This is a genomic window from Lysobacterales bacterium (genome assembly GCA_016721845.1).
Taxonomy (GTDB): domain Bacteria; phylum Pseudomonadota; class Gammaproteobacteria; order Xanthomonadales; family Ahniellaceae; genus JADKHK01.
In genome coordinates this window covers 230,204-251,125 of sequence record JADKHK010000003.1, presented here as the reverse complement: position 1 = coordinate 251,125, position 20,922 = coordinate 230,204, and the positions used below count along the sequence as shown (strand labels likewise).

Genomic DNA, 20,922 nt, shown 5'->3' with positions numbered 1-20,922 from the left:
GGTCGTGCCGATGAGTCTCAATCCCGCCCAACGTGATGCCGTCGCCTATTGCGATGGTCCGCTGCTCGTGCTTGCCGGCGCAGGCTCCGGCAAGACCCGCGTGATCACCGAAAAGATCGCGCACCTGTTGCGCAACGGGCATCGCGCCGAGTCGGTCGCGGCAATCACCTTCACCAACAAGGCCGCGAAGGAGATGCGCGAGCGTGTCGGCAAGCTGATCTCGCGCGACGCCGCCGAATCACTGCAGGTCTCGACCTTTCACGCGCTCGGCCTGCGCATCCTGCAGCAGGAAGCCGCGCACGTCGGCTTGCGTCGCGGATTCTCGATCCTCGATGCCGAAGACGCATTCGCGCTGGTCAAGGATCTTGCGCCCGCCGGCATGAAGCCGGACGCGCTCGATTTGTTGCGTGGCCTGATCGGCAAGGCCAAGGACAACGGACTCGATCCGGACGAGGCCCTGGCCGCCGCGCGCTCGCCACGCGAACTGCAGGCTGCCGAACTTTATGCCGCCTACACGCGCCGACTGCGCAACTTCAATGCGCTGGATTTCGATGATCTGATCTTCCTGCCCGAACGCCTGTTCACCACGAACGAGGATGTGCGCGTGCGCTGGCAGCAGAAACTCTCCTACCTGCTGGTCGACGAATACCAGGACACCAACCGCGCCCAGTACCGCCTGCTCAAGCACCTCGTCGGCGCACGCGGGCACTTCACGGCGGTAGGCGACGACGACCAGTCGATCTACGCCTGGCGTGGCGCCAATCCGGAAAACCTCAACGAGCTGGCGCGTGATTATCCGCGCCTGAAGCTGGTCAAGCTGGAACAGAACTATCGCTGCAGCGGCCGCATCCTGCGCGCGGCGAACGCGGTGATCGCGAATAACGCGCACCTGTTCGAGAAGAAGCTGTGGAGCGCACACGGCGAGGGCGAGTCCCTGCGCATCCTGCAATGCAAGGACGAGACCCACGAAGCCGAGCGCATCGCCGCCGAGATCGCGCACCTGCAACAGACACGCAAGACGCCCTGGAGCGATTTCGCGATCCTGTACCGCGGCAATTTCCAGTCGCGCGCGTTCGAACAGGCGCTGCGCCTGCTGCGGGTGCCCTACCACGTGTCCGGCGGGACCGCGTTCTTCGATCGTGCCGAGGTGCGCGACCTGCTCGCCTACCTGCGCGTGCTGGTCAATCCGGACGACGACAGCGCCTTCCTGCGCATCGTGCAGACGCCGAAGCGCGACATTGGTACCGGCACGCTGGAAAAGCTGGCACAGATCGCCGGCGCCCGCGGGTTGTCGATGGCGCGCGCCGCCGAGTCGCTGGAAGTCCAGAAGCAACTCGCCGCGCGACCGGCGGCGGCATTGGCAAACTTCGCCGAACAGATCCGGCGCTGGCGCGTCAGTGCCGCCAGCATCGACGCGGCCGCCTTGTGCGAGAAGCTGATCCAGGAGTCCGGCTATGCGCAACATCTGGCCTCGACGGTCAAGGATCCGGCGGCACGTGCGCGGCGCATGGAGAACCTCAAGGAGCTGATCGACTTCCTGAAGGCGCACGGCAAGGGTCGCGATGCGCTCGGCGACCTCGCCGCACAACTGGCCCTGCTCGGCAACCTCGAACGCGACGACTCCGGCAATGCGGTGCGGCTGTCGACCCTGCACGCCTCGAAAGGTCTGGAATTCCGGCACGTGTGGCTGGTCGGCGTGGAGGACGGCACCTTGCCGCACGAGGGCGCGATCAACGAGGGCCGGCTCGACGAGGAGCGGCGCCTGTTCTACGTCGCCATCACCCGCGCCAAGGAAACCCTGACGCTCAGTCATGCCGCCCACAAGCAGCGCTACGGCGAATTGCTGGCACAGAAGCCGAGCCGCTTCCTGGACGAACTTCCCCCCGCCGATGTGGTCCGCGAGGGCGACGATCCCGAGCGTGATCGCGCCGAAAAGCGCGAACGCGCCGGGGCGCACCTGGCGCGTCTGGCGGAAATGCTGGGCGGCGCCGGCTGAGCTGCCGTCGCGGCGGCGGCTGCCGTTACACTTCCGGAACTGATCAACAGGAGATCTGCATGCGATTCATCAGCCGAGGCGTGGCCATCGTCGCCATCGCCGCCTTGTCCGCCTGTGCCAGCCAGGGCACCCGATCGGGTGCGGACAAACCCAAACTCGACGATCTGGCGGGCGTGCCGCGGGTCGATCCGCCGGGTGCGTTGAAGGACCCGAAGCACGACAACCTGAATGCCGTACTGTGGTCGCAGACCGCAGCCGAGAACCGGGCGCTGGCCACTCAGGCCTTCAATCAGGCGGCGCGGACGCTCGCCGTCGCGAAGGCCGACCCGAACTTCAGCGCCTTGCCGGAAGCCGAGCAGGGCAAGCCGGCCGCAGACGCGCCGCTGGCCATCATCACCGATATCGACGAGACCGTGCTCGACAGTTCGGCGTTCAACGCCGATCTGATCCAGAACCCGATCGATCCGGCACTGGCGCCGGCCGAAGCGCACCAGCAATTCGACCAGCGCTGGAACGACTGGGTCGCGCAACGCGAAGCGGTGCCGATGCCCGGCGCGGTCGCGTTCCTGAAGCAGGCCGAGGCGGCCGGGGTCACGGTCTTCTACATCACCAACCGCAAGGATGCCGAGAAGCCGGAGACCTGCAACAACCTGGTTCAGGCCGGTTTGCCGCTCAAGGACTGCGCGACCCAGGTGCTCACGCGCAATTCCGCCGAAGCCAACCCGAAGGACAAGGGGGCGCGTCGCAAGACCGTGGCCGCGACCCATCGCGTCGTGCTCGTGCTGGGCGACAACCTTGGCGACTTCGCCGATGGCGTCTACACCACGACCGACGCGCGCAACCAGATCGTCGACGCCCAGGCCGGCTGGTGGGGCGAGCGCTGGATCATCCTGCCGAACCCGATGTACGGCTCCTGGGAAGATGCCATCAGCAACATTCAGAACGACGCGGTCAGCCAGACCTATGGCGCCGAGCTGGAACGCCGCCGTTTGCTCAAGGGACGGGCCTTGCGCGGGGTCGACTGGTGGGCCAATCCGCCGAAAATCGAAGAAAAAACTAAATAAATCAGTGGTATACATCGTGTAATTGAAGGTATTGCATTAGCTTGCGGCGTCAAGTTATTCTTCGTCCATCAGTTGTTCAGAATAACGACGACAATAACCAACAATAGCGCCCAAGCTTCCCCCTCCGGCAACTGCCGGTTCGATCAGATGGTTCGAAAGAACCATCTGATTTTTTTTGTGCGTCCGGGACTTGCCAATGCCGGTCGCCATGCCCAACATGTCCGCCCCCAACCGTTCCAAGGATCGCCGATGAAACGCCTGCTCCCCCTGATGTTGATCGCCGCGTTCGGAATGGTGGCCTGTGGCAAAGACGAGTCGGCCGCGCCGGAAGCCGCCAAGATCGCCGCCGCGTCGACCTCGCCGGAAGCCGCGATGCAGGCCCAGGTCGAGGCGCTGCGCGCCGGCCAGTTTTCCAGTGCCTTCCTGGCCTCGATCCCGCCAAGCATGATCGATCAGGTGCGTGCCAAGTGGACCGCCAAGATGGCCGAGCCGGCCAGCGAAGAGGACCGCGCCCAGTTTCAGGAAATGATCACCGAACTGACCGCCGACGGCGCCGAAGACGCGATCTACGCCAAGATCGAACCGGACCTGCTGAAGTTCAAGGAATCCGCGGCGATGCAGATGCCGATGTATGTCGGCATGGGCCGCGGCATCCTCGCTGCCGGCGTACAGCAGCGCGAAGACCTCAGCGCCGACCAGAAGGCCCAGGCGATGGCGTCGATCGACGCGTTCGCGAAATGGGCGGAGTCGGCGCAGTTTGCCGAGCCGGCGCTGGCGAAGCAGGCGATTGGTCATGTCTGCAAGGCGGCACGCGACATCAAGCTGACCAATATCGACGAGTTGCGTGCGTTGAGTTTCGACGAGGCGGTGAAGCGCGGCGACGTGCTGTTCGTCGCGCTCAAGGACATCCTCGGCACCTACGGATTCAAGATCGACGACGTGCTGGCGACGGCCAAGACCGAAGTGGTGTCGCAGACCGGCGACAGCGCCAAGGTCAAGATCAGCTACACCATGTTCGAGGCACCGCTCAGCTTCGAGTCGGAGATGGTCAAGCTGGACGGCCGCTGGTACGGCAAGGATTCGCTGGAAAGTCTGAAGAAGGATCTGGCCGAGCCGGCCGTGGAAGCGGAACCTGCCGTGGCGGGCGACGCTGAAGCGCCTGCGCAAGGCTGATTTGCCTGCTGCAGTGATGCACACCGTTTCCATGCCTGGACACGATGATCGAGCCGGCGGGCTGCGCGGCCCCTGGTTCTGGAAGCTGCTTGGCGTGCTGATCCGGCCCTGGGTCGCGTTGCGCACCGAGCCGCCCGCGGCCGGGTCGGTCATGGCCGGCGACAAGCCGGTCGTGTACCTGCTCGAACGCTACGGCGCGATCAATGCCGTGATCCTGGAGGAGGCCTGCCGGGCACAAGGCCTGCCGGCGCCCCTGCGACCGATGCCGGGCGGTTATCTGCCGAAGTCGCGCTCGGTGCTGGCGCTGTCGCGGCGCGAGGGCTGGCTGTTCCGGCGGCCGCGCCAGAAGACCCACTCCGCCGGGCTCGCCCAGGTGGTTCGGGCGGTACAGGCGAATCCCGATCTCGATATCCAGGTGGTGCCGGTCTCGATCTTCGTCGGGCGTGCGCCACAACGGGAATCCGGCTGGTTCCGCGTGCTGTTCTCGGAGAACTGGGCCGTGGTCGGGCGCTTCCGGCGCCTGATGTCGCTGCTGCTGAACGGTCGCGACACCATCGTGCATTTCAGTCCGGTCGTCAGCCTGCGCGATGTCGTCGCCGAAGGCATGGACGCCGAGCGCACCGTACGCAAGGCCAGTCGCGTCATGCGTGCGCATTTCCGGCGCTTGCGTGCGGCCGTGATCGGGCCCGACCTGTCGCATCGCCGCACCGTGATCGATTCGGCGATGAATGCCGAAGGCGTGCGCAACGCCGTCGCGGCGCTGGCCAGCAAGGAACGCATCACCCTCGAGCAGGCGGAAGGACGGGCGCGCTCGTTCGCATGGGAAATCGCCGCAGACTATTCGCATTCGACGGTGCGCTCGGCGTCGTTCCTGCTGACCGCGTTCTGGAATCGCCTGTACGACGGCATCCGCACCCATCATTTCGACACGCTGAAGCAGGCGGCGCCGGGCCACGAAGTGATCTACGTGCCCTGCCACCGCAGTCATATCGACTACCTGCTGCTGTCCTACCTGCTGTATTCGAATGGCATCGTGCCGCCGCACATCGCAGCCGGCGTGAACCTGAACTTGCCGGTCATCGGTTCCTTGCTGCGCAAGGGCGGGGCCTTCTTCCTGCGGCGCAGCTTCCGCGCCAATGCGCTGTACTCGGCGGTGTTCTCGGAATACGTCACGCAATTGTTCCAGCGTGGCGTGTCGATGGAATACTTCATCGAAGGCGGCCGCAGCCGTACCGGGCGCCTGCTCGAACCGCGCGCCGGCATGCTGGCGATGACGGTCAAGAGTTTCCTGCGCGAATCGCGCCGGCCCGTGGTGTTCCAGCCGGTCTACATCGGCTATGAACGCGTGCTCGAAGGCAAGTCCTACATCGGTGAGCTCTCGGGCCAGCCGAAGGAAAAAGAATCGATCTTCGGCCTGCTGAAGTCGCTGAAGTTGCTGCGCGAACGCTATGGCAAGGTCACGGTGAGCTTCGGCGAACCGGTTTATCTGGTCCAGATGCTGGATGAAGCCGTCGGCGACTGGCGCGCGACCGCCAAGGACGAACGGCCGGAATGGTTTGGCGGGGCGGTATCGGCGTTGGCCGAGCGCATTCTCGTCAACATCAACCGTGCCGCCGACGTGAATCCGGTCAACCTGCTGTCCGCGGCCCTGCTCGGCACGCCCAAGCACGCGATGGCCGAGGACGACCTGAAGCGCCAGATCGCGCTGAGCCAGCGCCTGATCGGTTCGGTGCCGTATTCCGATCGCGTGACCATGACCGAGCTCGACCCGGCCGGCGTCATCGCCTATGGCGAGAAGCTCGGGGTGGTCCAGCGCGTGAAGCATCCGCTCGGCGACGTGCTGCACAGCACCGGCGACCAGGCCGTCTTGCTGAGCTATTTCCGCAACAACGTGCTGCACCTGTTCGCGACACCCGCCTGGGTGGCGTGCTGCTTCCTCAACAATCGCCGCCTGCAGCGCGCGACCGTCGAGCGTCTGGGTCGCTTCATCTATCCCTTCATCCAGGGCGAATTGTTCCTGCCGTGGACCGAGGACGAATGGGTGGCGCGCATCGACGCGATGATCGGGCAGTTCGTGGCCGAGGGATTGCTGGAACTCGAGGACGACGGCAAGGTCTTGCGTCGTCGCGTCGGCCAGACCGACGAGGCTTACCAGTTGCGCGTGACCGCGAACTCGTTGCTGCAGGCCTTCGAGCGCTACTACATCGCGCTCGCGCTGCTGGTGAAGTCGGGGCCAGGCGTGCTGTCCACCGGCGAGCTGGAGAACCAGTGCCAATTGACGGCGCAACGCCTGTCCCTGCTGCACACTCAGGCCGCACCGGAGTTCTTCGACAAGACCCTGTTCAAGGGCTTCATCGCGACCATGCGCGAACGCGGCGTGCTGTCGCTCGACGGCAATGCCAAGCTCTCGTTCGGCGACAACCTCGTCGCGATGGCCGAAGACTCCAAGCTGATCCTCAGCCGCGAACTGCGTCACTCGATCCTGAAGCTGGCCGGCTCGAAAGACCGCAGCGAGATCACGCCGCCGCCGCAGTCCGCGTAGTCGGCCGCGATGGAGGCCGATGCCGCGCAACTGTTCGAGCGACTGTACGACGAGCTGAAGCGCATTGCCCGGCGTCAGCTCGCGGCCGGGGGTGCCACCTTGCAGACCACCGGCCTGGTGCACGAGGCCTATCTCAAACTGGCCGCAGTGGCCGTGGTCGACGAGGCGCACCTGCTCAATCTCGCCAGTCGCGCGATGCGCCAGGTGCTGGTCGATCTCGCGCGCCATCATGGTCGCGACAAGCGCGGCGGCGGCCTGCGCCTGGAAACCCTGACTGATCGCAAGCTGCCCGAAGCCGCGACCGAAGCACTCGACGTGCTCGCGCTCGAACAATGTCTGCTGCGTCTCGAGCAAGCCGAGCCGCGACTGGCGCGCGTCGTCGAGTTGCACTTCTACGGCGGCCTCAGTTTTCCGGAGATGAGCCGGGTCTTGCAGGTGACCGAACGCACCCTGTTCCGCGACTGGCGGGCGGCGCGCGCGATGATCCACGCCGATCTGGAGCGCCTGAATGTGGGGGGCGGGGTGCCATGAAGGACGCTGTCGCCGACCACGATCGCCGGCTGCAGGCCTTGCGCCTGATGCGCGCCGCCCTCGATGTGACCGCGGCCGCGCGCGACGCCTGGGTGGCGACGCAGTGCGGTGACGATGTCGCGCTGAAGCACGAGGTCGAGCAACTGCTTGCGGCCGATGCCGTCGCGTCGGGCGTGCTGGACCAGCCGTTGGCAGCGCACGTCGCCGGGATCGAGGCCGGGCAGGACAGTCGCATCGGGCGCCGCATGGGCCCGTATCTGCTGACCGACCTGATCGGGCGCGGCGGCATGGGGGCGGTGTTCCGCGGCGAACGCGAGGAAGGCGGGTTCCGGCAGTCGGTGGCGATCAAGCTGCTGCGCACCGGCGACCACGAGGACCCGAATGCCGCGCGACGTTTCGAGCGCGAACGGCAGATCCTGGTTGGCCTGCAGCACCGCAACATCGCGCGCCTGCTCGATGGCGGCGTCGCCGATGATGGTCAGCCCTGGTATGCCATGGAACTGGTCGAAGGCGAGCCGCTGCTGGCCCATGTCGCGCGCACCGGCGCATCGCTGCCTCAGCGTCTGGCCTTGCTGATGCAAGTCTGCGATGCGGTGCAGTTCGCACACCAGAACCTGGTGCTGCATCGCGACTTGAAGCCGGCCAACATCCTGGTCGATGCGGCCGGGCAGGTGAAGCTGCTCGACTTCGGCATCGCCCGGCTGATCGACCGCAACGGTCGCGACGATGCGCTGACCCGCACCGGGACCGAGCAGCGCGCCTACACGCCCGCGTATGCCGCGCCGGAACAGATCGCCGGCGGGGCGCTCAGCACCGCCACCGACCTGTATGCGCTGGGCGTCATCCTGCATGAACTGCTGACCGGCGAAAGACCATTGCCGTCGGCGCGCGACGACGCGGCGGTGACCGAGGCGCCGTCGCGGCGGCTGGCCCGTGCCAACACCGATGCGCGCCGGGTGGCGGCGCTGCGGGGCGATCTCGACGTCATCACGTTGACCTGCCTGCAGCGGGATCCGGGGCGCCGTTATGCCTCGGCGGCCGCGTTGAAGCGCGACATCGAACGCCATCTCACCGGCCTGCCGATCGAAGCGCGTGGCGATTCGTTCGCGTACCGCTCCTCGAAGTTCCTGCGTCGCCATCGCCTGGCGGTGGCTGCGGCCAGCATCGCCGCCCTGGCCCTGATCGCGGCCACGATGTTCAGCCTGCAACAGGCACGCCGCGCTGAACGCGAGTCGATGCGCGCGAACGAGGCTGCGCTCACGGCACAGCGCGAACGCGACGCTGCACTCGACGAGGCGCGCCGTCAGGAGACCCTGCGCGAACATTTCGTCGCCGTGCTCAATCGCGCGACCGAAAGCGGTGCGCCGATCGCGCCCGAGGCGCTGCTGGAAATCGCCGCCGATCCGAACCTGCTCGGTGCGTTCGGCGACCCGGAGATGCACAGCGCCCTGCAGCTCGCGCTGGTGGACCTGTTCGCGCAGCGCGACGATTACCAGCGCGCACTCGAATTGCTCGATCAGCTCGCGCCGATGCTGGCCAAAGCGCCGCAACGTATCCAGGCCAGAGCGGCAATCATTCGTGCAACCGCGCTGGTGCGTGTGGGGCGTTTGGACGAGGCGACGGCCAGCATCGATCAGGCCGAGTCGTGGATGACGCCGACGCAACGCGCGGGCGGCATGTTGCCGGCCGAAGTCCAGATGTTGCGCGCTCAGCAGTTCCGCGCTCGCGGCGATCTCGCTGCGACCGTGATTGCCGCACGCGCAGCGGCCGAACAGGGGTTCCGCGCGACCGACGGCACTGCGCTCGAACGTGGCCGCCTGATCGGCAGCGGCGCTACCAGCCTGCTGCTCGCCGGTGACCTCGATGGTGCGATCGAACTGGCCGATCGTGCCGACTCGGTGTGGTCCGAGGCCGGCGTCGCGATCAATATCTCGTCACGCATCAACGCCGCGAACCGTGCCAATGCACTCATGGTTCGCGGCGACTTGCTGCGTGCCCTGGAGGCATTGGAACGCGTCGATTTGGACAACGCGATGACCGATTCGCCCCCGGCGCGCGCGGCGCGCGACATGTCGCATGCCAAGTTGCTGGCGCTGCTCGGGCGTGGCGACGAGGCCGTGCGACTGGCGAATTCGGCAATCGCCTCGATGTGTGCGGCGACCGGCGCGGACAGCATTGAATGCCTGCGGGCACGACTCGCGAGCGTCGACACCCGCTATTACGCCGGACAAGTCGCGGATGCCCGTGCGCAGCTGGACCGAATCGGCGATGCACTTGCCGCACAACCGCCCTTGGCGTCGACGGTCGCGGCCTTCGATCGCGTGCTCGCGCTGCAGCAGCATCCGGACGATGCGACGCTGGCCGCGGTGCTGGAGGTCTTGTCGAACAATGCCAAGGCCGGCGCGCTGCCGAGGCGCAATGCGGTGCGCGCCTTGCTGATGCTGGCCGAGATCTTCGAGCGTCGATCCAATCCGGACTACGCGCGGCGTCTGGCCAGCACCGCCATCGCGGTGGCCGGTGATGCGATCACCGGCAGCGGCATGGATGCAAGCCTGCTGCTGCTCTGGCGCGCGCGGATCGACGCTGCGCCGCCGCCGCCGGCGGCCATCGCGAGTTTGCAGGACGCCGTGGGTGCCGAGCACGCACTGGTCGTCGCCCACCGGACCCGGTGAGACGATGGTCCAGGGTGCGGGTGCGGGCCATGTCAGGGTCGCGCCCCGCACGACGTTTCCCGTCACCAGCACGATCCCTCGCCCGTTTCCGGAGTTCCCGCATGATCACCCTGCATCGCCTGACCTTCGTCGCCCTGTCCTGTCTCGCCCTCACCGCTTGTGGTACCGGAGATGACGCAACTACCGCAGCAACCACGGCATCGCCCGCCGACGTCGCGACTGCCGTCGCTGCGGCCGCCGAAGCCAGCATCGCCACGCATCCCCTGTGTGAACTCGCGAGCTTCGACGAGGTGAGCGCGGTCGTCGGTGGCCACATCGACCAGCGCGATGTCATCGACGAAGCGTCGCTGCACAGCCTCGACTGCATCTATCTCGACAGCCACGATTTCTACAACGGCTTCGCGCTCAAGTTCGTCACCAGCGAGCGTCTGCAGAAGACCGATAGCCGCTGGTCCAGCGCCCGTGACTACTACGACGAATGGAGCCGTGGCGGCACCGCCGTCGGCGATCTCGGCGATGCCGCGATGTGGGTCGATCTGCCCGCCGGGTTGCTCGTACTGCGCGGCGACACCGTGCTGCACCTCAGCGCCGACAAGGCCGACCTGACGAATGCCGAGGTGCATGCACGTTTCGAAGCCCTGGCCCGCAGCGTGGTGTCGCGCCTGCCCTGATCGATGTCAGGGTTTTGCCGCGCATGTCGTTTCCCCCACCGAGCCGCCCCTGCGGCAATCGGAGCACGACATGAAGCCCGCCCTGTACCTCCTCCTGGCCCTGACGCTTGCCGCCCCCGACCTCCTGGCCGCCCCGACCGCGCTGGACAGCGGTTTCGCGAACGCTGGTCGCGCCAACTACACCACGGGCGCCTACTACAAGAGTACGGTTGCCCATCTGTACCGCCCTGGCGGCGGATCGGTTGTGCTGTTGACGTATTCCGATGTCGACGGCAGCAACAATCCGGTCGGGCCCTACACCCTCGGGGCGTACTTCTACAGTGATGCCGGCGTGTACACCGTCGGCGCAAATCCGGCCACCTACCTGAACTTCTCTCGCGTCGCTGGCGCCACGATCGACAGCCAGGGGCGCATCATCGTGGTCGGCTCGACCGGGACCGGAGGCGCCGTCGACTTCCGTGTCGTGCGGCTGCTGTCGACCGGGCTTCCGGACAACAGCTTCAGCGGCGACGGCATGGTCGACATCGCCTTCAATCTTGGCGGCAACAATTCCGATGCAGCGAACGCGGTTGCAGTCGATGATCAAGACCGCATCGTCGTGGTCGGCGAAGTCGAACGTGCTGCCACCGGGGATTTCGATTTCGGGACCGCGCGCCTGACGACGACGGGTGCACTCGACACCAGTTTCAACGGCAGCGGCAAGCGCGTCACCCATTTCGATCTGGCCGCCAGCATGCGCTTTGACAACGCCCGAGCCGTCGCCATCGACAGCGCCGGCCGCATCTCCATCGCCGGTGGCGCCTACGACGCGGCGCGCAGCGTCACCCGCATCGCGTTGGCGCGCTTGACCGACGCCGGCCTCGCCGATACCAGCTTCTGCCCGGACAGTTGCAACTACATGGACAGCTACACCGCGATCAACAACGGTCGGCGCGTGATCTTCTACGGCAGTGCCACGCCGGCGCTCAGCGACCAGGTCGCGGCGATGGCGATCAACCAAGACGGCGCCCTGCTGATCGCCGGCACCACGCCGGGCAGCGGCGAGACCCTCGGCTTCATCCAGCGCTTCGACACTTCCGGCAATTGGGTTGCCGAGACGACCACGCAAGGCGGCGCCGGTGGCCAGATGTTCATCGGCGGCGTGCACTGGCGAAATCCGTCGATCAGCGAAAGCGACATCCTCCTGACCGGCGTATCGGGTCCGGGCGCCGAACTGTTCTTCGCGCAACGCTTCGATGCGCTGCTGTTCGCGAAGGCGAACTGGGGCATCGTGGGGCCGTCCAGCAGCGTCTACATCTGGTCGGCCAGCGGCGGGTTCGGCGATCTTGGAGACGATCGCCCGGCGCGGTCGACGATCGACTCGACCGGGCGCGTGCTCGTCGGCGGTCGCTTCAAGGCGAACGCGGCGAGCAATCCCTACAGCGCCACGGCATCGCGCCTGACCAGCACCGACGCGCAGCCGGCGGCCATCGACATCTTCAAGAACAGCTTCGAGTAGGTGCGTCGACGATGATCAAGGATCAGGCCGGTTCGTCCGGGATCAGCTTGTTCTCGTAGTACGTGATCATGTCGCGGATGCGCAGCTTGCGCTTCTTCAGGCGGCGCAGCTGGATCTCGTCGGCACTGCTGTCATCGGCAAGGCTGGCGATGGCGACGTCGAGATCGCGATGTTCGGTGCGCAGTTCGACCAGTCGGCGGGCGATGAAGGCGGGATCGAGCGATTCGGACATGGCGGCGCGCGCGGGGGACGGGTGAGTGTAGCCCGCGCTCCGGCCGGGCGGGAATGCATTGGCGCCGCTAAACTGTGCGGCCCTCCGGAGGCGCGCCATGGGCCTCGAACCGAACCGCAAAGCCGAATCCGAATTCAACAAGTTGCACAAGCGCCTGCGTCGACAGGTCGGGCAGGCGATTGCCGACTTCGCGATGATCGAGGACGGCGACAAGGTCATGGTCTGCCTCTCGGGCGGCAAGGACAGCTACACCCTGCTCGACCTGCTGCTGCAACTGCAAGCCAAGGCGCCGGTGCGCTTCGAGTTGGCTGCGGTGCATCTGGACCAGAAACAGCCGGGCTACTCGCCCGAGGTGCTGCCGGAACATCTGCGCCGCATCGGCGTGCCGTTCACGATCCTGGAGCAGGACACCTACTCGGTGGTCAAGCGCGTGGTGCCGGAAGGCAAGACGATGTGCGGCCTGTGTTCACGCCTGCGGCGCGGCGCGCTGTATACGCATGCCGCATTGCACGGCTTCACCAAGATCGCGCTCGGCCACCATCGCGACGACATCGTCGAAACCTTGTTCCTGAATCTGTTCCATCATTCGAAACTGTCGGCGATGCCGCCCAAGCTGAAGTCCGACGACGGTCGCCACGTCGTCATCCGGCCGCTCGCGTATTGCGCCGAGGACGACATCGCCGAGTACGCGGCGTTCAAGCAGTTCCCGATCATGCCCTGCAACCTCTGCGGCTCGCAGGAGACGCTGCAGCGCAAGGCGATCAAGGCCATGCTGGCGGATTGGGAGCGCGTCCATCCGGGCCGCATCGAGAACACCTTTCGCGCCCTGGGCCAGGTTCATCCCTCGCACCTCGCCGACCGCGAGCTGTACGACTTTGCCGCGCTCGGTGCGCGCGGTGCACCCGTCGACGCCCACGCCTGGCTGGCGGGCGAAGCATCGGAGCCCGCCCCGGCGGGACGCCCGGCCACCCGATCGATCGGGCGCGACATCCTCGAAGCCTGACCGTATCAATCACACCATGATCGTCGTCTTTCGACGACGATAACGACGTATTTCGGGAGTATCACGACATGTTCTTTCGCAACCTGACCCTTTTCCGCTTTCCCGAAGGCATCGACAAGCGCTTCAAGAAGCTGGACGAACAGCTGGCCGAGCACGCATTGCGTCCCTGCGGCCCGCTGGAGCTGCAGACGCGCGGCTGGGTGTCACCGTATGGTCGCGGCGAGGACATGTTCTCGATCGAGCACGGCCAACAGGCCTTGCTGGCGCTCGGCGGTGAAGACAAATTGCTGCCAACGGCAATCATCAACCAGCATATTGCCGAGAAAGTCGAGGAACTGGAGAAGCAGCGCGGGCGTCCGGTGGGTGCCCGCGAGCGTCGCAAGCTCAAGGACGACGCACTCACCGAGTTGCTGCCGCGGGCGCTGGCGCGGCCGAGCCGCCTCGCCGGCTATCTCGATATTCCAAAGGGTTGGGTGGTGGTCGACACCAGTTCGCGCAAGGCCGCGGAAGGCTTCGTTTCGGCGCTGCGCAACGCGCTCGGCAGCTTTCCCGCGACCGGACTGGAGCCCGAAGAGTCGCCGCGCGCGCTCATGACGGAGTGGATGATCGAGGGTAAGCTCCCGACAGGATTCGCACTCGGCGACGAATGCGAGCTGAAGGACCCGGCCGACAATGGCGCCATCGTGCGCTGTCGTCGTCAGGACCTTGGCGCCGACGAGATGCGCGAGCATCTCAGCAGCGGCAAGCAGGTCACCCAGCTCGCGCTCACCTTCGAGGAGCGGATGCGCTTCGTGCTCGACGAAACGCTGACCGTGCGCAAGTTCAAGCTGCTCGACATCGCGGTGGAACAACTCGACAAGGGTGACCGCGATTCCGCCAAGGCCGAACTCGACGCGCGCTTCGTGTTGATGAGTGGCGAGGTGGCGCGTCTGCTCGCAGCGATCGAAACCACGTTCGGCGTGCACCGGCCGCAGTCGCTCTGAGGCCGGCGCCGCCGACTCCGCGAGGTCGGCATGGCGCAGTCGTTGTCGGACATCGTTGAACTGGAAACGCCGAACGGGCGCACCGTGCGCGTGCGCGCGACCACGCATCCGCGCGCGCGCCGGCTGTCGCTGACGATCGGCGCCGGTGGCCCGCGCGTGTCCGCGCCCGAGGGCACGCATCCCGCGACGGTGCGCGCCTTCCTGCGCGAACACGCCGGCTGGTTGCAGAAGAAGCTGCGCGAACTCGAGCTGACCGGACGCAAGCTGGCCCCGCCGGTGCCGGGTCGTGCCGAGACCTTCACCTTTCGCGGCGTGCAGTTGCCGGTGATCTGGCAGCACGATCGCTTTCCGCGCATCGCGGTCGCGCCGGGCCGGCTCGATTTCGCCCTCGATCTCGAGCACGACGATGCGCTGCGGATCAGCCAGCGCACCATGCGCGCCTTCCTGCTGCGCGAAATGCGGCGCGAGGTCGCGCGCCTGTCCGCATACTTTGCGCTCAAGGTCGGCAAGCAACCGAGCGCGTTGCGCTTCCAGCCGATGCGCACGCTCTGGGGCAGCCTCAGCGCCGACGGCCGCATGAACCTCGATCTGGCGCTGATGCTGGCGCCGCCCGAGGCACTGGAATACGTCGTCGTGCACGAGATGTCGCACCTGTGGGTGCGCAACCACGGGCCGCGCTTCTGGGCGCGCGTCGCCGCGGTCGATCCCGACTTCGAAACCCAGCGCGACTGGCTCAACCGCTACGGCCACTCGGTGAAGCACGAACTTTCGCGCTGGATTGGCGACGCCATCGACTGAGACCGATTCGGCGTGCGTGCAGTCCTCGTCCTGCGCTAGCCTTGCGTCACGACTGGGCATCGATCGGGGAAAGACCATGCGCATCTGGATGTGGCTGCCGCTGCTGGGTATGACGTTCGCGGTGTCCGCGCAGACGCCGGACGAGGACGAGCAGCGCATCGAGCAGATCGTGCGTGAACGATATGGTCCCACCCAGACCGAGATCGACGCGCTCGCTCTGCAGGGTCTCGGGCCGGATGGGCAACCGCTGATCGATCCGGCGACCGGCCTGCCGGTGGTGCCGGGCGCCGACATGGTGCTGACGCCGATGACCGACGCGGCCGCCGCAACCGCAGCGGTGCCGGAGAGCGCACCGGCGGCCGTCGTTGATCCCGCCGCCGATGCAGCGGCTGTTGCGGCCGCAGCCGAGGCGGCGCGACCACCGATCGGACCGATCCAGTTCGAGGACCTGTCCAAGCTGGTCGGGCAGTGGGTCAAGCTCAAGACCTACAACGGCCGCGTCTGGCAGGGTCAGGTGAAAGCCGTGAAGGGCAACGAGGTTCAGCTGAACGTGACGCAGCGCAGCGGCGCGGCGCTGATGACGCTGAAAAAGAACGCGATCGCCACGCTGGAACGAATCTGAGGTGCACCCATGCTGTTGCTGATTGCCACGCTCGTATTGCTTGTCCTCGCCGGCTGGGCCGGCCTGATCACGGCCAAGCTCGCCTTGTGGCGCGGCTTGCTGGTCGCCGCCCTGCCGCTGGTCGGGATCGGCATCGCCAGCGTCACCGGCAAGGGCATGCTGGCCTACGTCGCGTTGTTGCCGCTCGGCTATTTCGTCTACAAGAATCGGGGCTCGCAATACGACATCACCTTGCCCCTGATCGGCCTGGTCGCGGCGACCTGGTTGTGGACGTATGCGGCCGAGAAGTCGCGACTCGATGGTGCCGCCGCCTATGAGGCGCAGGTCGCCGCCTTCCGCAAGCAGAGCGAAGCCGATGCCGCGAATGCGGCGCAGACGGTGGCGCAATGGCCGCAGCGTGCCGCCAAGCTGAAGTTGCATCGCGGCAAGTTGACGCTGTCCGACACCGGCGCGGAACTGAGCGTGCCCGAGCACTGGCGCTTTGTCGAAGCGGAACCGCTGCGCAAGGCATTGTCGGGGACCAAGCATTATCCGGGCCTCGGCGTGATTGGCTGGCTGGTGCACGAGCGCGTCGACATCGCCCAGCTCGACACGCTCTGGTACGTCGAGGTCTATGCCGAACAGCGCGGCCACGTGAAAGCGGCGGGCGCCGACGATCGTGATCTGGAGGATCGCAAGGGCGAGGCGACCGCGAAGATCAACGCCAAGGCATTTGCCGGCGGTGCACCGAGTTTTTCGTTCGTGAAGTTTCTCGAAGCGCCGACCTACGATGCGACCTACGACCGTGCCGTTTGGGTCGACCAGATGAGTTATCCCGGCGAAACCGAACTCCTGCTCGACTGCTACGCGATCAAGCTTGGCAAGGAAGCACAGATCTGGTTCCGCATGCGCGAACAGTTCGATGGCGCACGCGAATTGTGCACGCGCAGCGTCCGCCTGATGGCGGCGAAGACGCAGTTCGTCAGCGGTGCGGGATACGGCGACTACACGTGGCCGATGGACGACAATGCCGGCTACGATCTCGGCGAAGTGATCGCCAGCGAACATCGCATCGAGGACTGAGCCCTAGGCGCTGCACAACGCCGCAGCGACATCCGCCGGCCGCTCCATGTGCAGGTGGTGCGTGCCGGCGAGCTGCGCCAGGCGCAGGTTGGGCACGATGCGCGTGCGCTCGAGCATGTGCGCGATATCGACGAAGGGCATGGGTGGGTCAGCCACGACCATGCGCACCGGGCAGCGGATGCCGGCCAGGTAGCCGCAGACCTGCGCCTCGGACAGTCGCATCGCACTGGTCAGGGTCAGGCGCGGATCGCTGCTCCACTCAAAGCCGCCATCGACCGAACGTAAACCTCGTTCGACCAGCAGCCGCGCACTGGCCTCGCTCAACGGCATCTCGCGATTGCTGCGGCGTGCGGCAACGGCGGCATCGACATCGGGGAACCGGCGCAATTGCTTGCCGGCGATGGCGACGCGGTCGCGCAAGGCCTGCGCCAGCAAGTCGGGAAGCTTCGACTCGGCGGTGCTGATCGGTCCCAGCGATTCGATCAGGTACAAGTGATCGACGCGTTCGGCCAGGGCCGCGCTGAGCACGCTCGCGATCGCGCCGCCGAGGGAATGTCCGAGCAGCGAGAAATTCGACCAGCCCAGGGCTTCGACGACCGCGAGCACGTCGGTGCAGTAATCGATGAAGTGGTACCAGGCACCGGCCGGACGATGCGAGCTGCGACCATGCCCGGGCAGGTCGATCGCGATGACATGATGGTCGGCGAAATGCGGAAGGATCGGCGTGAAGCTGGCGATGTTGTCGAGCCAGCCATGCAGGGCCAGCAACTTCGGCCCGTTCGAATTGCCGCTGCGCCGCGCCGCGATCTGCAGCGGCGGCGTGTCGATCATGAATTCCTCGAACACGGTTCAGTCCTTGGCCGAGAGTTTGCGTTGGCGCTCGACGACCAGCGCGCGCGAAGCAGCTTCATCCTGCATCGCCGCGGCCGAGAATTCCGGCCAGTGCGTGCAGCGTTCGCGGATCAGTTGCGCGATCAGCGAGACGTGTTCAGTGCGATCGTTCAGCGCCGCGATATAGCCGTAGTGCTCGCCGCCCGCCGCACGAAAGCGGTCACGGTTCTCGACCGCGATTTCCTCCAGCGTCTCCAGGCAATCGACCGCGAAGCCGGGGCAGACCACATCGACTGCACGGATGCCGCGGCCCGGCATCGCCGCAAGGATTTCGTCGGTGTAGGGCCGCAACCACGGTTCGCGCCCGACCCGCGACTGGAACGCGAGCGTCCAGTCGCCTTCGCCGAGACCGAGCAAGTCGGCGACCTTGCGCGCCGTCGCATGGCATTGGCAGTGATAGGGATCACCGGCGTGCAGATAGCGTTTCGGGATGCCATGGAAGGACAACAGCAGATGGTGCCGTCCGTGCACCGCCCAATGCGCGCGCACCGATTCGGCGATCGCTTCCAGATAGCCGGCATGGCGGTGGTAGTCGCTGACGAAAGCAGTCTCCGGCACCCAGCGCCAACGCTTCAATTCATCGGCCAGTGCGTCGAACACCGAACCCGTGGTCGTGCCCGAATACTGTGGATACATCGGCAGGATCAGCAGGCGACGCACGTTCGCCGCCTGCAGTTCCCGCAGCACCGTGCCCAGCGCGGGACGTCCGTAGCGCATTGCGCTGCGCACCAGCACCGGGCCGGCGGCGATCTCGGCGACGCGCGCGGCGACTGCCGTTGCCAGTCGTTCGCTGTGAACCATCAGCGGCGAACCGGCATCGGTCCACACTTGCCGATAGGCATGGGCCGACCGACGCGGCCGCAGGCGCAGGATCACGCCATGCAGGATCGGCAACCACTGCCAGCGCGGCAGTTCGACCACGCGCGGGTCGGCCAGGAATTCGGCCAGATAGCGCCGCACCGAGGCGGTGTCGGGCGCGTCCGGCGTGCCCAGATTGACCAGAACCACGCCTGCGGCCGGGCGCGCGCCGTGGTCGAAGTTCGACAAACCCAAGAAATTCATGCCGCCTTTCTACTACATCTGGTGATGATGCCGATGTCTTCTAACCACCGGCGGGGTGTCGCAAAAAAACCACAGCACTCTGCGTCCAAGGCTTTGAATCAGGCCGGGACCTGACTAAGATTCGAAGTGCTGTCGCAGCCCGACAGCTGACGATTACCCAATAAGAACAACGACGAGCGAAGGAAGATCGAGTGATGCGACGCAGCCTGCAAGCCGCAGTGCTAGCCGTATCGGCCGCAGTGGCATTGCCTGCGGCCGCGGAGCCGCTTGCCTACGCGGTGTCGTTCAACAAGCTCTATCGGATCGATCTCGGCAACGGCCAGACCACGCCGATCGGTGAAACCGGGTTCAATGATGTCGAAGGCTTGGCCTTGTCGCCGACCGGTGTGCTCTACGGCATCGTCGATTCGACCAAGACCCTGATCACCATCGACAAGCAGACCGGTCGTGGCAGCCTGATCGGCAGCAGCGCCGGAAATACCGGGTTGACCGGACAGGGTGTCGGTCAGTTCGACGCGCTTGATTTCGGCCTCGCGTTCACGTGCGACGGGCGCCTCTGGGCCTCGTCAGACACGACCGGAAAGCTTTGGCAGATTGATCCCGCCAGCGGTCATGCGACGCTTGCGGGTTCGCTCGGCTTCCAGATCACGGGTCTGGGTGCGAACGCGAATGGCCTGTACGGCCTTGGCTCGCAGGGTGACGAAGGGGTCTATCGCATCGATACCGCGACCGGCGCCGCCACCCGGATCGGCGGCTTGGCGGCCGACCTCGTATTCGCCGACGGCGGCCTCGACTTCGACGCCTCGGGCAATCTCTGGGGCATCCTCGACTATCGTCCGCCGGACGACAATCGTCCCAGCGACATCGTCCGCATCGATCTGGTGAGTGGCAACGCGACCTTCGTGTCGACGACCTTGCCGGAAATGGAAGGGCTGGCGATCACGCCGATGACCAGCTGCCGTGGACCCGGCGGCGGATCACAATTGCCGCAATTGCCGGTCCCCAGCACCGGCTTGGCCGCGCGCATCCTGCTGGCACTGGCTCTGGTGCTGGGCGGCCTGATCGCCCTCGCCCTGCCGCGACGCGCATAACGCGAAGCCGCTCACGGCCGATTCATCGCGGCCGCGTCAGATTGCCAGGCAATCTCCACACCGTTCCCAGACGAAAGGACTTGCGCATGTCGCACCGCTTCGCCGTCGTTCCGCTCTTGCTGTTGCTGGTGGCACCGTGGGTCATGGCCGGTGACAAGGAGGACGAGCGCGCGCAAAACGCCGCGCGCGTCCTCGCCGAGATCATGGCGGTACCGGACAAGCGCGTGCCCAGCCATTTGATCGAGAAGGCGGAAGCGATCGCGGTAATCCCGGATGTGGTCAAGGCCGGGCTGGTGATTGGCGGTCGTCATGGCCGCGGCCTGATCTCGGTGCGGTCGCCGGACGGCACCTGGTCGAACCCGAGCTTCATTTCGATCACCGGCGGCAGCATCGGCTTCCAGGCCGGCGTTCAATCGACCGACGTGGTGCTGGTCTTCCGGTCCAAGCGCGGCGTCGATCAGATCGTCAATGGCAAGTTCACCCTCGGTGCCGATGCTGCCGTGGCGGCCGGTCCGGTCGGGCGCAATGCCCAGGCCTCCACCGACGCCCAACTCAAGGCCGAGATCTACAGCTATTCGCGGTCGCGCGGCCTGTTCGCCGGTGTGGCGCTGGACGGTTCCGTGCTGTCCATCGACCATGACAGCAACCAGTCGACCTACGGGCGCAACATCACGCCGCGCCGCATCTTCGAAGGCGGCGTCGGCGCGGTGCCGAATGCGGTCGTCGATTTCCGCGACCGGATCGAGGAATACACGGCACAGTAAGCGACGCGGCGCTATTCTTGGCGTCTTCATCATTCGAGGTGGAACATGGGCTCCTTCAGCATTGGCCATTGGATCGTCGTGCTGCTGATCGTGGTGCTGATCTTCGGCACCAAGAAGCTGCGCAATATCGGCGGCGACCTCGGCGGCGCAGTCAAGGAATTCAAGAAGGGCCTGGCCGACGGCGAAGACACGCCCAAGCTCGAAGCCGACAAGAAGACCGCGGAATCGGCGACCCAGTCCGAACGCGACAAGTCGGCCTGACCGGCT

Annotated in this window: 20 protein-coding genes; 16 read left to right on the top strand and 4 right to left on the bottom strand. The window is 66.1% G+C overall.

Annotation, left to right across the window (positions count from 1 at the left end):
* Positions 1-10: 10 nt before the first annotated feature.
* A complete protein-coding gene (locus tag IPP28_01470; GenBank protein MBL0039722.1) occupies positions 11-1,996 on the top strand; it encodes a UvrD-helicase domain-containing protein in 1,986 nt (661 codons plus the stop codon).
* A gap of 59 nt (positions 1,997-2,055) precedes the next feature.
* Positions 2,056-3,060 carry an acid phosphatase gene (locus IPP28_01465; protein MBL0039721.1) on the top strand — a complete coding sequence of 335 codons (1,005 nt, stop codon included), beginning with the start codon at positions 2,056-2,058 and terminating at the stop codon, positions 3,058-3,060.
* 54 nt (positions 3,061-3,114) lie between these two features.
* Here the strand turns inward: IPP28_01465 and IPP28_01460 are convergent, their stop codons facing one another.
* Complete coding sequence (locus IPP28_01460) at positions 3,115-3,270, bottom strand: hypothetical protein (GenBank protein ID MBL0039720.1); 156 nt, start codon at positions 3,268-3,270, stop codon at positions 3,115-3,117.
* Between the two features lie 39 nt (positions 3,271-3,309).
* On the opposite strand from IPP28_01460, the gene IPP28_01455 reads away from it, so the two are divergent.
* The 6 genes from IPP28_01455 to IPP28_01430 all read left to right on the top strand — a co-directional run bounded on the left by IPP28_01455 (position 3,310) and on the right by IPP28_01430 (position 12,147).
* Positions 3,310-4,233: a hypothetical protein gene (locus IPP28_01455; protein MBL0039719.1), complete on the top strand. Its 924-nt coding sequence runs from the start codon at positions 3,310-3,312 to the stop codon at positions 4,231-4,233.
* Positions 4,234-4,264: 31 nt separating this feature from the next.
* Positions 4,265-6,775, top strand: a complete 2,511-nt coding sequence (gene plsB, locus IPP28_01450; protein ID MBL0039718.1) for a glycerol-3-phosphate 1-O-acyltransferase PlsB — start codon at positions 4,265-4,267, stop codon at positions 6,773-6,775.
* 9 nt (positions 6,776-6,784) lie between these two features.
* A complete protein-coding gene (locus tag IPP28_01445; GenBank protein ID MBL0039717.1) occupies positions 6,785-7,306 on the top strand; it encodes an RNA polymerase subunit sigma-24 in 522 nt (173 codons plus the stop codon).
* Positions 7,303-9,978 carry a serine/threonine protein kinase gene (locus IPP28_01440; GenBank protein ID MBL0039716.1) on the top strand — a complete coding sequence of 892 codons (2,676 nt, stop codon included), beginning with the start codon at positions 7,303-7,305 and terminating at the stop codon, positions 9,976-9,978. The genes IPP28_01445 and IPP28_01440 overlap by 4 nt, the downstream gene beginning before the upstream one ends.
* Positions 9,979-10,079: 101 nt before the next feature.
* The gene (locus IPP28_01435; GenBank protein MBL0039715.1) at positions 10,080-10,649 is read left to right on the top strand and encodes a hypothetical protein; all 570 of its coding nucleotides are present in this window, start codon (positions 10,080-10,082) and stop codon (positions 10,647-10,649) included.
* 70 nt (positions 10,650-10,719) lie between these two features.
* A complete protein-coding gene (locus IPP28_01430) occupies positions 10,720-12,147 on the top strand; it encodes a hypothetical protein (GenBank protein ID MBL0039714.1) in 1,428 nt (475 codons plus the stop codon).
* A gap of 22 nt (positions 12,148-12,169) precedes the next feature.
* Here IPP28_01430 and IPP28_01425 read toward each other — a convergent pair whose 3' ends face one another.
* On the bottom strand, positions 12,170-12,379 hold the full coding sequence (locus IPP28_01425) for a DUF465 domain-containing protein (protein MBL0039713.1): 210 nt from the start codon (positions 12,377-12,379) through the stop codon (positions 12,170-12,172).
* Between the two features lie 97 nt (positions 12,380-12,476).
* Here IPP28_01425 and ttcA point away from each other — a divergent pair, with 97 nt between their 5' ends.
* From ttcA to IPP28_01400, 5 genes are all read left to right on the top strand, one after another.
* Positions 12,477-13,382: a tRNA 2-thiocytidine(32) synthetase TtcA gene (gene ttcA / locus IPP28_01420; protein ID MBL0039712.1), complete on the top strand. Its 906-nt coding sequence runs from the start codon at positions 12,477-12,479 to the stop codon at positions 13,380-13,382.
* A gap of 68 nt (positions 13,383-13,450) precedes the next feature.
* On the top strand, positions 13,451-14,365 hold the full coding sequence (locus IPP28_01415) for a recombination-associated protein RdgC (GenBank protein MBL0039711.1): 915 nt from the start codon (positions 13,451-13,453) through the stop codon (positions 14,363-14,365).
* 30 nt (positions 14,366-14,395) lie between these two features.
* Positions 14,396-15,163, top strand: coding sequence for a M48 family metallopeptidase (locus IPP28_01410; GenBank protein ID MBL0039710.1), 768 nt, complete (start codon positions 14,396-14,398; stop codon positions 15,161-15,163).
* Positions 15,164-15,239: 76 nt separating this feature from the next.
* On the top strand, positions 15,240-15,785 hold the full coding sequence (locus IPP28_01405) for a hypothetical protein (protein MBL0039709.1): 546 nt from the start codon (positions 15,240-15,242) through the stop codon (positions 15,783-15,785).
* A 9-nt stretch (positions 15,786-15,794) separates the two neighbouring features.
* The gene (locus IPP28_01400; protein MBL0039708.1) at positions 15,795-16,847 is read left to right on the top strand and encodes a DUF2167 domain-containing protein; all 1,053 of its coding nucleotides are present in this window, start codon (positions 15,795-15,797) and stop codon (positions 16,845-16,847) included.
* A 3-nt stretch (positions 16,848-16,850) separates the two neighbouring features.
* Here the strand turns inward: IPP28_01400 and IPP28_01395 are convergent, their stop codons facing one another.
* A complete protein-coding gene (locus tag IPP28_01395; GenBank protein MBL0039707.1) occupies positions 16,851-17,678 on the bottom strand; it encodes an alpha/beta hydrolase in 828 nt (275 codons plus the stop codon).
* A gap of 18 nt (positions 17,679-17,696) precedes the next feature.
* Positions 17,697-18,800: a ferrochelatase gene (gene hemH, locus IPP28_01390; protein MBL0039706.1), complete on the bottom strand. Its 1,104-nt coding sequence runs from the start codon at positions 18,798-18,800 to the stop codon at positions 17,697-17,699.
* Positions 18,801-18,991: 191 nt separating this feature from the next.
* Between hemH and IPP28_01385 the strand changes: the two genes are divergently transcribed.
* The 3 genes from IPP28_01385 (at position 18,992) to tatA (ending at position 20,916) form a co-directional block, all read left to right on the top strand.
* Positions 18,992-19,891, top strand: a complete 900-nt coding sequence (locus IPP28_01385; protein ID MBL0039705.1) for a hypothetical protein — start codon at positions 18,992-18,994, stop codon at positions 19,889-19,891.
* 86 nt (positions 19,892-19,977) lie between these two features.
* Positions 19,978-20,655, top strand: a complete 678-nt coding sequence (locus IPP28_01380) for a lipid-binding SYLF domain-containing protein (GenBank protein MBL0039704.1) — start codon at positions 19,978-19,980, stop codon at positions 20,653-20,655.
* Between the two features lie 45 nt (positions 20,656-20,700).
* Positions 20,701-20,916: a Sec-independent protein translocase subunit TatA gene (gene tatA / locus IPP28_01375; GenBank protein ID MBL0039703.1), complete on the top strand. Its 216-nt coding sequence runs from the start codon at positions 20,701-20,703 to the stop codon at positions 20,914-20,916.
* Positions 20,917-20,922 lie beyond the last annotated feature (6 nt).